Annotated in this window: 13 protein-coding genes and 1 pseudogene; 4 read left to right on the top strand and 10 right to left on the bottom strand. The window is 59.3% G+C overall.

Translation table 11 applies throughout. From position 1 onward, the window contains the following. Positions 1-1,030 precede the first annotated feature (1,030 nt). Both HB633_RS11100 and HB633_RS11095 read left to right on the top strand, forming a co-directional pair. Positions 1,031-2,365 (top strand): cellulase family glycosylhydrolase, encoded by a 1,335-nt coding sequence (locus tag HB633_RS11100; RefSeq protein WP_213778137.1) that lies wholly within the window; start codon positions 1,031-1,033, stop codon positions 2,363-2,365. Positions 2,366-2,486: 121 nt separating this feature from the next. Next, positions 2,487-3,164 carry a hypothetical protein gene (locus tag HB633_RS11095; RefSeq protein WP_213778136.1) on the top strand — a complete coding sequence of 226 codons (678 nt, stop codon included), beginning with the start codon at positions 2,487-2,489 and terminating at the stop codon, positions 3,162-3,164. 13 nt (positions 3,165-3,177) lie between these two features. Here HB633_RS11095 and HB633_RS11090 read toward each other — a convergent pair. The 5 genes and pseudogenes from HB633_RS11090 to HB633_RS11070 form a co-directional block, all read right to left on the bottom strand. Beyond that, positions 3,178-3,432: pseudogene (locus HB633_RS11090) on the bottom strand (3-beta hydroxysteroid dehydrogenase); the annotation flags it as partial. Positions 3,433-3,530: 98 nt separating this feature from the next. Beyond that, a complete protein-coding gene (locus tag HB633_RS11085; protein WP_213778134.1) occupies positions 3,531-5,327 on the bottom strand; it encodes an ABC transporter transmembrane domain-containing protein in 1,797 nt (598 codons plus the stop codon). 54 nt (positions 5,328-5,381) lie between these two features. Beyond that, positions 5,382-6,587, bottom strand: coding sequence for a multidrug effflux MFS transporter (locus HB633_RS11080; protein WP_213778133.1), 1,206 nt, complete (start codon positions 6,585-6,587; stop codon positions 5,382-5,384). Between the two features lie 177 nt (positions 6,588-6,764). Continuing rightward, positions 6,765-7,559, bottom strand: coding sequence for an alpha/beta hydrolase (locus tag HB633_RS11075; protein WP_213778132.1), 795 nt, complete (start codon positions 7,557-7,559; stop codon positions 6,765-6,767). Between the two features lie 109 nt (positions 7,560-7,668). Beyond that, on the bottom strand, positions 7,669-8,199 hold the full coding sequence (locus HB633_RS11070) for a sigma-70 family RNA polymerase sigma factor (RefSeq protein WP_213778229.1): 531 nt from the start codon (positions 8,197-8,199) through the stop codon (positions 7,669-7,671). A 301-nt stretch (positions 8,200-8,500) separates the two neighbouring features. Between HB633_RS11070 and HB633_RS11065 the strand changes: the two genes are divergently transcribed. Next, positions 8,501-9,187 (top strand): response regulator, encoded by a 687-nt coding sequence (locus tag HB633_RS11065; RefSeq protein WP_213778228.1) that lies wholly within the window; start codon positions 8,501-8,503, stop codon positions 9,185-9,187. A 7-nt stretch (positions 9,188-9,194) separates the two neighbouring features. Here HB633_RS11065 and HB633_RS11060 read toward each other — a convergent pair whose 3' ends face one another. After that, positions 9,195-11,435, bottom strand: a complete 2,241-nt coding sequence (locus HB633_RS11060) for a PAS domain-containing sensor histidine kinase (protein WP_213778131.1) — start codon at positions 11,433-11,435, stop codon at positions 9,195-9,197. 17 nt (positions 11,436-11,452) lie between these two features. Continuing rightward, the gene (locus HB633_RS11055; RefSeq protein WP_213778227.1) at positions 11,453-11,848 is read right to left on the bottom strand and encodes a response regulator; all 396 of its coding nucleotides are present in this window, start codon (positions 11,846-11,848) and stop codon (positions 11,453-11,455) included. Between the two features lie 253 nt (positions 11,849-12,101). Between HB633_RS11055 and HB633_RS11050 the strand changes: the two genes are divergently transcribed. Continuing rightward, a complete protein-coding gene (locus tag HB633_RS11050; protein WP_213778130.1) occupies positions 12,102-12,470 on the top strand; it encodes a hypothetical protein in 369 nt (122 codons plus the stop codon). 50 nt (positions 12,471-12,520) lie between these two features. On the opposite strand, the gene HB633_RS11045 is transcribed toward HB633_RS11050, so the two are convergent. The 3 genes from HB633_RS11045 to HB633_RS11035 form a co-directional block, all read right to left on the bottom strand. Continuing rightward, positions 12,521-13,228: an extensin family protein gene (locus HB633_RS11045; RefSeq protein ID WP_346730296.1), complete on the bottom strand. Its 708-nt coding sequence runs from the start codon at positions 13,226-13,228 to the stop codon at positions 12,521-12,523. A 56-nt stretch (positions 13,229-13,284) separates the two neighbouring features. Next, positions 13,285-14,019, bottom strand: coding sequence for a Crp/Fnr family transcriptional regulator (locus HB633_RS11040; protein WP_213778129.1), 735 nt, complete (start codon positions 14,017-14,019; stop codon positions 13,285-13,287). 645 nt (positions 14,020-14,664) lie between these two features. Continuing rightward, positions 14,665-15,468 carry an exodeoxyribonuclease III gene (locus tag HB633_RS11035; protein ID WP_213778128.1) on the bottom strand — a complete coding sequence of 268 codons (804 nt, stop codon included), beginning with the start codon at positions 15,466-15,468 and terminating at the stop codon, positions 14,665-14,667. Positions 15,469-15,595: the final 127 nt, after the last annotated feature.

The following is a 15,595-nucleotide window of genomic DNA, read 5'->3' as shown; positions in this document are numbered from 1 at the left end:
GCCGGATCGCATAGCGGGTGAGTCGAGCGCGCAATCGGCGCCGGCGCTGGTGGATACCTACGCGCGAATCGGGCTGAAAGCTGATGGCGTAATACCAACTGATAAGCGAATTGAAATGGCTATCCGAGTTTCATCCGCTGTTGATTTCCTGATTTTATTGAATGCCTTTTATTCCAATCTTTTCGGAACCCGGAAATTCTCTTGAGAAATTGTCATCCGAAATAGCTGGAATCCAAGTCATCGGCAACCAAGTCTGGATAAGACGCGTTTGTTTCTACAGACGCTCCTGGGCCACGTTCCACCGCCTTGTTCGATCACCTAACGCTATAAAAAACGGATTGCTAATAATAATGAATTTGGCCGCTTCGACTTAGAAGTCAGCCTGACAATCGCGTATTCGGTCACTTTTATCTGAATACATGCACCGCCATAACTTCAAGGTAAATATTGACGAAAAATTGTTACATAAATGAGCACTAATTACTCATACAGGTCAAAAGTGACCGGAAATTATTGGACAACCTCTTTCCATTCTTCAGATTAATAAAGCATTCGCATGAGGAAATAATTTTATGATCCCGTGTCTCGTTAGAAGATTTGCCCTTTTTCGGCAAAAAGATATTAATTCATTTGAGACGCGCCGCACATTCCGGGTAGGATTTGCGCCTGCCTTAGAGGGAAAAGGTAGAGTTTGCCGGGTCAGATCGCGATTTTTGCATCCGGAGTGAAACGTTTGCCGCAACCTTTGCGAGTGCGGCAACCGGTATCTGTAAGCGCTCACGCAGCGCACGGTGTTTCGCTAGCAGGATGGCACGACGCAGGACCATGACACTCGGTTCGCAGTCCAAACCGAATCGAAGGGGATGACCACGCCAGGACTGAACGAAGTTATCAAGCATTAAGATTTTTTAGGTCTACGAACAATTCAAGAGATATCAGTACGCAGCTTTCACAGTGCTTCGTGTTTCCAAACTGAAATTACCAACTTCTTTTTGTCGGGGCCTTTTCTCGACATTGGACACAACTCGCCATGTTAAAAAGACGTCAATTTCTAGGTTGCCTCACGGCTTTGAGCGGTAGCTATATCTTGACCGCATGCGGCGGATCGAGCGACAGCAGCAACGCAACGGGTGCAACCGTCAACAGTGCATCGAGTGGTAAAGCAGTCGTCAACGCCGCAGCAGTCAGCAATGCGTCACCCGACGCGACAATGATCCCGCCGGCTTCATCGCTTATCGACAAGCAAGGCAGGGTCTGGACCGTGTCCGGTGGCGTCATCTACAGAGACGGCACGGTTGTGGGCAACAACTACAACGTTGCCTTGCTCATGTGGTACGGCGGCATGATGTGGCACACGAACACGTCGGGCCAGTGCTACGTCTGGACCGATGCCGCCGGATGGTTGCAGGCAAGCGACCCGCGCCATGCGAGCGCGGCGACGCCGGGCAACTTCTACGGCATGAACGGGCACTGGGACGACCCCTATACCCCGGCTCAGATCATCTCCATCCTCAAGGGACTGGGTTGCACGACCTTCCGCGTGGGCTGCAGCGACGATCCCAAGCAGCTTGCAGCAGTGACCAAGCTGGCGGCGGCATTCCAGGCGGCGGGCATGACATTGTTCGTGCTGATCAACCAGGGCATGACCGACGCGTACGGCAACGTCTTCGGCAGTGAAGACGCCGCGTATAGCCAGGGTCATTGGATCGCCTCCACCGTGGCGGGCGCGCTGAAACAGTACGGTGTGACCATGTACGAGTGCGGCAATGAACTGACGCGGCAGAACTCCACCATTCTGGACTTCACGCAAGCGGGCACCAAAGCGTCCGACTTCAACAATGCAAACTGGCCGGCCATGCGAGGTGTGATGCGCGGCATGATCGATGGCGTGAAATCCGTTCAGTCGAACGCCAAGTGCGGCATCAACTTCTGCGTGGCTGACTACGCCGCAGCAGATGCGTTGTGGGAAGGCACGCAGCCCGATGGAAGCCGTGGCTATCCGCTGGTACGCTGGGATATCACGACATGGCACAACTACGAAGTGTATGGCGACATCTTCAATATCGGCTCCGATGGAGCAGGTCCCGGCTTCGATCTGCCCACATACTGCAAGGCGCGTTATAACGTGCCTTTCATGATCACCGAGTGGAACACGGGTCCTGAGCAAACGGCGGCTTATCGCGCCAATTACATCACGACTCAACTGGGCAACTTCTATAACGCCAGAAAGACGCACAACATCGCGTCTGCCATGTATTACGTGCTCGACAGCGGCAACGATACATTCGGCCTGGTGATGAACACCATCCAGCTCACTCCGTATGCCGCGTATGCAAACTTCGCGGGATCTCACCCGGACACCTGAGCGAATCAGCCGGTTTGTCCCGGCCGGGCACATTCGAGATGTGGCCGGCCTTTTTGGCGTCTCTTACAAGCAGGCGGTTATCATGGTCGAATTGCGTCGCTTAAACGAACCGTTGCTTCATATGAGGAATACACGCAAGACATTGATCATCACGGTGCTGCTCGCCGAGCTCGCCGTGGGCGCTTATCTCGTGTTCCACAAGGGCGACGAGACGACGGAAACGCACGCAACGCAGGAAGGCTCATCGCAGGAAGAAGAGTCGGACCCCGTGCTCAGCGACACGCATGTGACAGCTGGAAGCATTGCGGGCGCAGTTACGGCAGCCAGTAGCGTCAATGACATCGCCGTTTCTCCGAAGCAATCCACAGTCGGCAATGTCGTCTCTGCGGAGCCAGCTCCGCCGCCAGTCGAAAACACTGTGCAAACGCCGCAACCGGCCGCAAGGCCGAATCCCGAACCCGCGCCGGCACAAACCGCGGCGATTACGCAAAGCGCTCCGGATTCGGAGAAACGTCCGGCGCCAGTCGTGCGCGCTGATGCAAGCCGCGACTTTGGGCGCAGCCGCAATCCGAAACCGGCTACGTCCGCAATGACGGATCAGCTGGTCAGGGAATCGGCGCAGCTCGATCCGGCATTGCCGCCGCCGAGCCCGGTAGTGATTGCGCCTGGTCCTGTCGTGCGCGCAGATCCGTCGCACCGGTCAAACCCCGTTGCAGCAGCAATGACGGACAGTCTGATCAGGGATTCGGCCCGGCTCGATCCCTCCCTGCCAGCGCCGAAACGTCCCGGTACGCAGTAAGCGCGTTTGTGGATCACACCTTGAAATAACCCGGCTTGTCGATATCGTCGATAAGTCCCGGTTGCGTCGGCTCCCAACCCAACAACTTGCGCGTTTGCTCGCTCGATGCTGGCGCATCCATGCCGGCGAACACGGTGAACCAGGTGAAATGGTCCGCGGCTTCCTCGGACGTCTTGCTGAGCACCGGCAGCTCAAGACGCCGGCCGATCGCGCCGGCGATATCCCTGAACGGCACGCCTTCTTCCGCGACCGCGTAATACCGCGTTCCGCGATGCACTTCTGCACCCGCCGCCACGAGCGCCGCCGCGCCCGCATCCGATCGCATCAAACCAAGCACCTGATGGCCTGCGCCTATCAATTCCTGGATTATTGATGCAGCGGAAGCTCGACGCTTCCAAACTGCAACGCAGCGAGCTGCGCATAAAGCGGCGAGCTCAGAAGCAGATCGGCGTGCCGGCCTTGCGCGACAATGCACCCTTGCTCCATCACAACAATGCGGTCCGCCTGCTGCACCGTCGCGAGCCGATGCGCAATGACTAGTGTCGTACGGTTCTGTGCGGCGTTGTCCAGCGCCTGTTGCACGAGCCGTTCGCTTGCTGCATCGAGCGCACTGGTGGCTTCGTCGAGTAGCAGGATGGGCGGATTCTTCAGGATCGCCCGGGCGATCGCAATGCGCTGCCGCTGTCCGCCCGACAAGCGCACGCCGCGCTCGCCGAGAAAGGTCTCGTAGCCTTGCGGCAAGGCTTCGATAAACCCCGCCGCCGCAGCCATCCCGGCCGCGCGCTGTACTTGTTCGAGGGTGGCGTCGGGCGCGCCATAGCGGATGTTATCGAGTACGCTGCCCGAAAAGATCACCGATTCCTGCAGCACGACGCCGATCTCCTTGCGCAAGTCGGAGAGCGGCACGTCACGCGTCGAAACACCATTGATCAGGATGCCGCCGGTCTGTGGATCGTAGAAGCGCAGCAGCAACTGGAACAAGGTCGTCTTGCCCGCGCCCGAAGGTCCGACCAGCGCAACGTGTTCGCCCGAACGCACATTGAGCGAGATACCCGAAAGCGCGGCGATGCCGGGACGGGACGGGTACGAGAAACTCACGTTATCGAACCGGATGCCCTCGCCTTGCGCCGGCATTGTAATGGTCGTCGCGGCCTCCACCACCGGCGAACGCGACGAAAGCAGTTGCAACAGCCGCTCAGTGGCGCCGGCGGCACGTTGCAGATCGCCCCACACTTCCGCGAGCGCGCCCACGGCGCCCGCGGTGAACACCGCATAAAGGATGAACTGGGACAACTGGCCGGCAGTCATTCGCCCGGCCAGCACCGCCTGCGCGCCGAGCCACAGAACGAACACGATCGCGGTGAACACCAGCACGATCACCACCGCCGTCAACCACGCACGCGCGCGGATCCGCGTAAGCGCTGTTTCGAAAGCAAGTTCCACGGCGCCGCCGAACCGCCGCGCCTCGAACGGCTCTTGCGCGTACGACTGCACGGTCGGCATGGCGTTGAGGACCTCACCCGCCAGCGCGCTCGCATTGGCAATCTTGTCCTGGCTTGCGCGCGAAAGCCGCCGCACACGCCGGCCAAAAATCAGGATCGGCGCGATCACGACAACCAGCGTGCCGATGATGTAACCCGAAAGCACGGGACTCGTCACCGCGAGCATCGCCACGCCGCCCGTCAGCAAGAAGAAATTGCGCAATCCCATCGAAAGGCTGGTTCCGACGACCGTCTGGATCAGCGTGGTGTCGGCCGTGAGCCGCGACAAGACTTCCCCGCTCTGCGTGGTCTCGAAGAACTGCGGACTCATGTCGAGCATATGGTCGTACACCGCGCGCCGCAGGTCGGCTGTGACCCGCTCTCCCAGCCACGACACAAGATAAAAGCGCGCCGCCGTGGCGCCTGCCAGAACCAGCGAAACTGCAAACAACGCAAGAAAATAGCGATCGATATGCGCCCGGTCACCACCGGCAAAGCCCCGGTCGATCAGGTATTTGAACGCCACCGGCAACGCCAGCGTGGCGCCCGCCGAGGTGATCAGCGCGAGGAACGAGAGCGCCCATCGCCCGGCGTAAGGCCGCAGGAAGGGAAAGAGCGCGAACAGCGGTTCGACCGCTCGCGAAGGCGGCGATGCCTTCGGCGACAATGAAGCTAGTGGCATGGGATTCCTGGCAAAGCAAAGCTCGCGTGCATTGTGCCAGTGTGGCGGAAAACCTTACTCCGCCGCTGCCGGCAAGCGGAAATGTTCCGCGCGCAACGTCAAGTGAGCAATCACGAAGGCCGTAATGGCCGACAACGCGATGCAAACCACCATCGGCTTTGGCGCGCCGTTCGTGACCAGGCCGGAAAGCGCCATCACCGCCGCGCCGACCACGAACTGCAATGCGCCCATCAGTGCAGAAGCCGTGCCCGCAATTGCGCCATGGTGCTCGAGCGACAGCACCGCTGAAGTAGGCATGACCAGCCCCAGGAATCCATAACCAATAAAAAGGAACAGCATCATCAGCGGCAGGTTGTCGGCGCCGGCCAGGAACAACACGGCGAGAATCGCCATCGAAAGTGCGAAGCCCGAGACCGAGACGCGAATCACGCGCGGCAGGCCGTACTTTGCGGTAAAGCGTGCGGTGAACTGGCTGACGCCGAAAAACGCTGCCGCATTGAGCGCGAAGCAGAGGCTGAACATGGTCGGCGTCAAACCATAATGATCGATGATCACGAACGACGCGTTCGCCAGATAAACGAAGAACGACGACAAGCCGAACGCGCCAACCAGCGTCAGCCCCAGGAACGAAGGGTCCACGAGCAGCTTTCGATAACCCGCGAACGCGCTGGCCCAGGAACTGTCGGCACGATGATGCGCCTCGCGCGTTTCTTCCAGTTGCGTGGCGGCGAGCACGAACGCAATCCCGCCTGCAACTGTCAGCGCCCAGAACACACCGCGCCATCCAAACGCCGCGATGATGATACTGCCGGTCAACGGCGCGAGTATCGGCGATACGCTCACGACCAGCATCAGCAGCGACATCAGGCGCGTGGCGTCGTGTCCCGTGTACAGATCGCGCACGATCGCCCTCGGCACGACCATGCCCGCGCATGCGCCCAGCGCCTGCAACACACGAAAGCCGATCAGCACGTGCACATCCGGCGCGAACGCACAGCCCACGCTGCCTGCCGTGAAGATCGCGAGGCCAACGTAAATTGGCAACTTGCGCCCGAACATATCGGCGAGCGGTCCATAGACCAGCTGGCAGACCCCGAGCGTGACGAAGAACATCATCAGGCTCAACTGCACTTCGGCAGGAGTCGCATGCAGCGCGCCGCCTATGGACGGAAGCGCGGGAAGATACATGTCGATGGCAAACGGGCCGACGGCGGTGATGAGGCCCAGCACGATGGCAAGCTGCAAAAAACGTTGATTCATGGGTGACCGGTTGCTCAATGGAAAATCCCGGGGCACTTGCGTGGCCCGGGGTTGATATCTCGAAGTATTGACAGCGCGAGCGTTGGCTACCTGCTTCAATCGCTCGCCCAAAGATGCGACGTTACAGTGAAAATCGAATCCGCGCAGGACGGCCGGCAAAATCCCTACGTTCGTACCTTATTGTTGAGCATGTCTGGCTGCATCTTCAATGACAGCTGCAACCTGCTTTGGACGTGATTCATAGACCGAGTGGCTTGCGCCGGGTATCACAGTCGTGTGGCTGTGCGCACGCGCGTAGTACCAGCGCTCGAGATCCGGATTGATGATCTTGTCGGCGCCGGCGACAATGCCCCAACTCGGTTTCGTGGTCCACGCGGCGACTTTCATCGGCTGGGAAAATACCTTGGCGGCCGTCAGGATCTGCGAATGAGATTCGAACTCGGCTTGCTCGAGCGGCAAGTCGGCCGCAAAGTCCTTGGGAAAGTCCGCCGGGTTCAGGTACGTATAGCCGTCGTCCGTCTTCTTGATCGCTCCCGCCTGCTTCGATGTAAAACTCGGCATGACCTTGCCCAGATCGCTTTCGTCCTCGCCGACTGCAGGCGCGTGCGCCGCGACGTAAACCAGCCCCACCACATTCGGATGCTCGCCCGCTTCCGTGATGATCGAGCCGCCATAGCTGTGAGCCACGAGAATGGTCGGACCGTTCTGCAAATCAAGCACGCGCTTGGCGGCGGCGACATCGTCGTCGAGCGAGCTCAACGGTTCCTGCACCATGCTCACGTGATACCCGTCCTTTGTGAGAATGTCGTAGACCGGCTTCCAGCCGGAGCCGTCCACCCAGGCGCCATGAACAAGAACAATGTTCTTGACGGGAACATCCTTGGGCTTCGCATCTTGCGCGAACGCACTTGCCGATATGAACAAGCAGGCGGATATCGACAACACCGAACCAACGAAAGGCAACAGTTTCATTTTAAGACTCCTTGAAAATAAAGAAAGGGAAAAATACTTCGCAACTCTTAAATACTGCTTATCAATTTCCGTTTGGCACATTACGAAAAAATGGTTTCTAATCATCCTATTACCCGGCTGCCATTCGGGCCTTCGAAGCGTTACGGCCAACGCCCCTGCCCATCATCAGTTCGCGCAGCCGTTCACGGCCTCGCGACAGACGCGACATCACCGTTCCAACGGGAATGTTCAAAGCGAAAGCCGCATCCGTGTAGCTCATTTCTTCAAGCCCGACCAACAGCACGACCTGACGCTGCTCGACGGGAAGCATCTGTAACGCTGCATCAAGGTCACGCACCTCCAGCCGATGAGTCTGATTCGCGGCCACCGCGAACTCGGTCTCCGGCACGCCATCGTCATCCACGCTCACGTGGACCGCGTGCATGGATGCATGACGCCGTTGATTCGCGAACAGGTTGTGCATGATCGTGAAGAGCCATGCCCGCAAGTCGGTATCGCGCTCGAATTGTTCAAGACGCTGCAGCGCGCGTTGTAATGTGTCCTGTACGAGGTCGTCGGCAAGATCGTGGTTTCTGATCAGCGCGCGCGAGTACCGGCGCAACCTGGGAACATGGTCCATGAGCTGGTCCCGTACGTCGATGGCAATTCCGTCATTCGCCGCATATCCGGTGTTCTGCATGATCGTGACCTCGGTCGATAAGCTGAACGGCGCCGAAGATCAGAAGTGGGCTGCGTTCAAGCGAGTGACTTCAATTTAAGGCAAGCCTTGTCGCGCCACCAGCCCTACCAACGGATGCATCGATCACATGAAGCGGTGTCCCTCTAACACCTTCGTATGAGTTAGCGATTTCGTTGAGAGACGAAATTCCCGCCTGGACTGTCGTCCGGTACTAAAATGACGGCGGGACTTTTTGCGGCGCTTCGCCGCTGTCGGGGAGGTGATCTTGGTACATGATCCGCGCACGCTCACGGGCACGGGCACGGCTGATGCAAAACCGAACGCATCCGTGGTGTATGTCGTCGACGACGACGATTCCATGCGCTTCGCCGTGAGCAATCTGCTGCGCTCGGTCGGGCTGCAGGTCGAGGCGTTTGCATCGGCTCAGGAATTTCTCGACTGCCCGAAATCCAATGTCCCCAGCTGCCTTATTCTCGATGTGCGTCTGCGTCAGGAAAGCGGTCTGGCGCTTCAGGAGGACATGGCGCGTGGCGGCCTGCGCATTCCGGTTTTATTCATGACGGGTCATGGCGACATCGAAATGTCGGTGCGGGCGATGAAAGCGGGCGCAGTGGATTTCCTGACGAAACCGTTCCGCGATCAGGACATGCTCGACGCCGTCACGAGCGCGCTCGCACGCGATAACGAACGGCTTGCGCATGAGCAGTCGAAAGCTGACGTGACGCGCAGCTACGCGTCCCTGACACCGCGCGAGAAGGAGGTCATGGGTCATGTCGTCGCCGGGCTGATGAACAAGCAGATCGCCGCTGAAATGAACCTGAGCGAAATCACCGTCAAGATTCATCGTGGGCAATTGACGAAAAAAATGGGCTCGCGATCGGTTGCCGATCTGGTGCGCAAGGCCGAAGCGCTAGGTATCCGCCCGGACGTCGATCACAAAACGAAATAGCGTGGCGTCAGGCGGTCTGCTCGGCCGGTCTGAAAAGCGGCAACACGAAGCGCAATTCCGCGCCGCCCTCATCGGGCGAATGCGCCGAAATCCGGCCGCCATGGTTTTCGATTATCGAGCGGCAGATCGATAATCCCATGCCCATTCCATCGGCTTTGGTGGTGAAGAACGGGTTGAACAAATGCGCAGAGTCTGCATCGGCTATTCCTGTTCCCTGATCCTTTACGGTTGTCATCACGTTGTTATCGGCGAGAAGGCGCGTGGTGATTGTCAGCTGCCGCGGACCGCTGTTCAGGCTCGACATTGCCTGAGCGCCGTTCATCATCAGGTTGATCAGCACCTGCTGGATCTGCACCCGGTCCGCGCAAATCTGCAGTAATGCCGGATCGAAACGCGTCACCAGCGTTGCGCGGTGGTTTTGAAGCTCGCGGCGCACGAGTTCTATGGATTCCTCCACCAGCGCGTTGAGATCGAGCACGCTCTGGCTCGGGCCGCGCTTTTTCGCCATTTCCCGAGTCTGGCGGACTACGTCGCCCGCACGTTTTGCATCGCGGATCATCTGGGTGATCGATTGCGCCGCCTCGCCGAGATCCGGCTGCGGCCGGTTCAGCCAACGCAGCGCGGCGTCCCCGCACGTGACGATGGCGGCGATGGGTTGCGTCACCTCATGCGCGATCGATGACGCAAGCTCCCCCAGCGTCGTCACGCGCGACACATGCGCGAGTTCGGACATGGAGCGCGCCAGCGCTTCATGCGTGCGCTTTGTCTCCGTGATGTCGATCAGCGCGCCCACGTACTCCTGCCGTTCATCGGACAATCCAGCTTTGCACGCGAGCGCATGCGCGACGAAATGAACATGCTTGATGCTGCCGTCCGGCATGCAAAGTCTGTGCTCGGCATCGATATTCGGTTCACCGGCCAACGCGCGCCGCGAGACCTTCTGCACGATTGGCAGGTCTTCCGGCAGCGTGCGCGCTTCGATCAATTCCACGGATGGCGTGCAGTCCAGCGGGTAATCGTAGATCCGGTACGCCTCTTCCGACCAGCTCATTTCCCCGCGATCCATCCGCATGGCGATGCTGCCCGTCTTGCTCAAGCGCTGCGCCTCGGACAACAGCGCCTCGCTGCGTTCAAGCGCCTCCTCGGCGCGCTTGCGCTCTTCGATGTCGGTGTTGACGCCATACCAGCGCAGCACGTTGTCCTGCGCGTCGCGCATGGGTTCCGCGCCAATGTGCATCCATCTGTATTCGCCGTTGTTGCGGCGCACGCGCGCCGAATATTCGAACGATCTGCCCAATGCGATCGCGTCGCTCCATGCGCGATCCATACCTTGCAGGTCGTTCGCATGGATGATCTCGGACCAAATATCGCGGCCCGTGGAGGCATCCGTTGTGCTGCCGCCGATGTCAGCCGCGAAGACGCCGACCTCCTGCCATCGGCGGTTCACGAATTCAAGCTTGCCGTCGTTCGAGGACGTCCAGACCATGCCGGGAATTGCATCGATGGCCGCGCGCAGTTCGTCCTGCTTGCGCTGCAGCTCGGCTTCCATGCGCTTTTGCGCGGTGATGTCGTTGTTCGTCGCGAGCACGGCGCGCGGCCGCCCGAGACGATCCCGCCACAAGCGCAAGCGGCTCGATACCACTACGTGGGTACCGTCCTTGCGCGTTCGTTCGACTTCGCCGTCCCACTGCCCGGTGTTCAGCAGTTGCTGGCGAATATCCGCGAGCGGTACGGCCATTTGCGTATGCGTCAGGTCGTGCACGCGCTTGCCCACGGCTTGCGCCGATGTCCATCCGTACAGTTCTTCTGCGCCGTGGTTCCAGAAACTGATGACATCGTTCATGTCATACACGACGATTGCGTCGTGCGTCATGTCGAGCAATTGCACCTGCTCGACCAGCCGCGCGGTGCTCGCCAGGTTGCGCAGCGCCAGCACCGAAACAATTGCAATCGCCAGCAGGCTGACCGCACAGCGCGCGATGGACGGGTCGGTGAAATTGGTATCGTGAGAAGACAGGAATGCGCCGAGCGTCAGCAGCACGGAACACCATGCAACGAGCAACGTTGCCGTTCGGTTGCCGGTGACCGCGACCAGCATCACCACCACCACGTAGAGCACGGCAATGGCGATATCGAGCGGCGTGAATGCGTCGATCACGAACACGCTCAGTGCGACCAGCGCCGCGAGTCCCCATAACAGCCGTGCGTCGGGACGTTTCAGGCCAATGACGGGGACGCGGACATTCATGCTTGATTGGCTTTCCGTTAGCAGGTGCTGTGTTGGGCGCTTGCACCGTTGCCGCGAAGCTTGTCCAGGCATTGCGCGACCACGGCGCCATCCACCGGCTTGCTCAGGAAACACATGGCGCCGGCGGCCAGCGCTTGCCGGCTTGCGGCGTCCGAGCGAAACGCGGAGATGAAGATAAACGGCATGGTGTAGCCCTTTTCAGCCAGTCTCATTTGCAGCTCGAGTCCGCTCATGCCGGGCATCTGTACGTCGGAGATGATGCAGCGTGTGTCGGCGACAACGCCCGAGCCGAGGAATGACTCCGCCGACGCGTAGAGCCGCGCTTCCCATCCAAGCGAGCGCACCAGGCTGGAGGTTGCGGTCCTTACGGATTCGTCGTCATCGATAATGGAAACAATCAGGTCGCTTGGCAAGACAGTGGGTCCTCTGGCCGGTTCATCGGCTTTAGCAGTCGCCACATCTTGCGAACCACCGTATGACTCCATCATATTCAGAAAGGCGGCCACATACGATCATCTATGAGTATAGGGTCGGCTTTCATATGGCTTTCGTCTGAGCATTAGCGGAGGCCCACAGCTTGATTTAATTGGAATAGAACGGCCACGTCCGGTGTTTGCCTGTACGAGACCCAGCGTCCACGGGTCAATCGCTCAAGGAAAACGGAACATGCCGCCACATCTGGTGTTCACACAGGACTCGCTGCGTTTTTTCTCGAAACATGCGCAGCAGCTTCGCAAGCAGGGCGAAAACGCCAGCATGCTTTCGCTTAATCTCGCGATGCTTCTGCTCTTAGCGACTCTCCCGCTCGTGCAACTGTCCACGCGATACGAAATGGCCGCTGTGTTCCTGGTCTATGGCCCAATGCAGCTCTTGCGTAGCATTCCCTACGACATTCGCGTGTTCATCCTTACGCACAGCCGCGTGTCTTTATCGATTCTGCACCTGACGAGTCAACCCGAGCAGCACCGAACCGTGCGTCACAGTGATCGCACGCACCGACCCGAACGATCAGGAAAGCGTGATGCTGTTGCCTGAGCTCGACGCCATGCATCGTTGAGATTACGGCGAATCTGCGTAGCGCAGGTTCAACGACAGATGCTGTACGAGCCCATGTCCACGTGGAAATGCGTCTTGTGCAACGCGTTGTAGTCAGGACCGAGGGTGGTCCGGAACGCGCGGCAAGCGCCCTCATGCACGCGGCGCAGGAAAGCTCCGTCTCGTGAGGCGTCATTCCAGGCATCCAGCGTGATGCGCTTTCCATCGGCCAGCACGAAACCCGTGAGGTCGACGGCATTCGCGCTCGCATGCTGGCTGAGTGCCGTGTCCTGCTGATGATTGACGTTGCGGCACGCATAGCTGCCGACATGTTCCACGCGCGACACTCGCTCGCCGTAGAGCTCGGCAGCGGCAGGCTGTAAATACTGATGCTCGAAGAAGGCCATTCCGATAGCAAGCGGACAAGTGGCCATGAACGGCGAGCTAAAACGCAGACTCTCCGATTGCGTAATGCGCACCACACCCTTCAACATGCACCCGCCCGGCCCCGACGTTTCCGCAATCGGCCGATACACGAGGCCCGATCCTTCAAGGGCCGCCGCGCAAAGCGTTGCATCATGGGTTGTCCGCCACATCTTCAACGCAGTGAGCGGTCCTGGCGGCGCAAGAACGTCGAGCGGCGTGAACGGGTTATATCGATCAGGTATGGCGACGCGCCCCATGTACGCCAGACAAGCGAACGCCATTGCGGTGAACAGCATAAGCAACAAAAGAACATAAACGATCCGCCTTGTCACCCTGCACTCCGCATCCGGTCAAGTCCGGCAGAGGCAGCACGACGCATGCCCGTCGCTTAGCTGACTTCTTCAGTTTGACGAATGCGGGGCAGCATCCGGTCGAACTCGCGCTTGACGATGCCATAGCATTCGCACGCACGCGCTTCGAGGCCGGCACGATCAAGCACCTTGATGCAACCACGGCTGTGATGGATCAGGCCTTCGTCGTGAAGCTTTCCTGCCGCTTCGGTCACGCCTTCGCGGCGCACGCCCAGCATGTCGGCGATCATTTGTTGCGTGACTTGCAGCCTGTCCGTCGGCGTACGGTCGATCTCGATCAGCAACCAGCGGCACAACTGCTTGGAAAGCGAATGATGGCGGTTGCACGCCGCGGTCTGCGCGACTTGCGTGAGAAGCGCCTGCATATACAGCAGCATCAGGCGGCGCAGGAAATCAGAACGGCCGAACTGCTCGCGCAAAGCGGACGCGCTCATGCGATATGCAAACCCCGGGCATTGAACCTGAACGCGCGTTGGCATGGTGTCGCCGCCGGTCAGCACCGGAACGCCTGTCATGCCTTCGCGTCCGATGGCTGCGATTTCGACCGAGCCGCCGTCTTCCATTGTGTGGAGAAGGGAGATGATGGCCGTCGTCGGAAAATACACGTGCTGAATGCGTTGCCCCGAATCGCAGAGCAACTGTTCCGTACGGAGCTGAACGAGCTCGAGATGCGGCGTAAGCGCTTGCCATTCGTGCGCAGGCAGCGCGCCCAACAGATGATTGCCGTGCAGGTCGGACTGAAGGGTCAGCATGATGTTTTTCTCTTGTATTCGCGCGGTGCGCCGTTTTTTTATTCCGGCCGGTTTCGCGTTTCGTGATGCATCTGTCGGCATCGATCTAAAACGAGAATCCTGGCCAGCCCCGAAGCAGATCCCTTTATGTCGACTGTTTCTCTTTGTTTCAACATTAACGAGTGCTGCACCACATACTTAGCGAGGACTATGCCAGGAAGCGTCAAACCCAATGCCAGCATAGGCTTCATCGCGATATGGCATAGCGCACATTGCGCGCGTAAGGATTTATGTTTCAGTTATGAACAGATGGGCGCGACGGCGCGGCGATCCATCGGATCAATTCGAACAGCCTTTTGTCTATCGAATGCTTGGCTGGCGGGCTTTCGCGGGTTCGAGAATGCATCGGAGCCAGGATGTTCCCGACGTAAATCCTCAACGGGCAAGCCGTCCGCGGGGTCCTGCCGGAAATGATGCAAAAGTGTTCCATCAATACGCCGGCCGGCAGGCGACGCATGCGTATTCGCCGGGTGTGGGGCCGCCGGCACGCGGCTCGATAGCTGAAAGCCACGCATGCCGTGGTTGCGAGGGAAACCGACGGTCCGGCTCACCGCGATCGAAAAACGTTGCGTTGTTGTCGCGACGTCCGCCGTGGCCCGTTTCTGCTCAATTCTTTTTCGCCGCCCTGCTGCGCCGCTTCGCGCCGAGCTCGATCCAGACCGGCGCGTGATCGCTCGCATGGGGTTGATCGCGCACCCAGCGGTCAACGCCTGCGCCACGCAGTTTCGGCGCAAGATCCGCACTCAGCAACATGTGGTCGATACGCAACCCAGAGTTGGTTTTCCAGTGTTCGCGGAAGTAATCCCAGAACGTATAGATGCGCTCATCAGGATGGGTCGAGCGCAGTGCGTCCGTCCAGCCTTGTTCGAGCAGGCGCGCATAGCATTCGCGGCTTTCGGGCTGCAGCAACGCGTCCTTCTTCCATGAACGCGTGTTGTAGATGTCTTCATCGGTGGGAATGACGTTGAAGTCGCCGGCCAGCACGACCGGATGGCCGCTTGCGAAAAGCGTCGCGGCGTATTCGATCAATCGCTCGAACCACGCGAGCTTGTAATCGAACTTCGGCCCCGGCTGCGGGTTGCCGTTGGGAAGATAAAGACATCCAATCAGCATGCCGTCGACTGCCGCTTCTATATAGCGGCTATGCGTGTCGTCCTTGCCGCCCGGGAGGCCGCGGCGGCTTTCGAGCGGATCGGCGCCCTTTGCAAGGATCGCAACCCCGTTCCACGATTGTTGCCCGTGCCAGATCGCGCCATACCCTGCGGCACGAATTGCATCGATGGGGAACGCCGCGTCCTGCGCCTTGAGTTCCTGCAGGCAGGCGACGTCCGGCGCTTCGCGTTCCAGCCATTCGAGCAAGGCGGGCAGCCGCGACTTGATGCCGTTGATGTTGAACGTTGCGATCTTCACGCTGGCGCCTCCCGTGTCGAATAACTGTAACTGCACGATCCTACGCAATCTTCAGGCCTCCGGCCGGCGCCGCGCCAATCCATGGGTCCCATCCCTGCACGGTCTTTTTTTTCGACGCAATATGACC

This window comes from Caballeronia sp. dw_276, assembly GCF_018449635.1.
In the GTDB taxonomy this organism is placed as follows: Bacteria; Pseudomonadota; Gammaproteobacteria; order Burkholderiales; family Burkholderiaceae; genus Caballeronia.
Note: the sequence above shows the minus strand (reverse complement) of the source record. Positions and strands in the feature narration are given on the sequence as shown.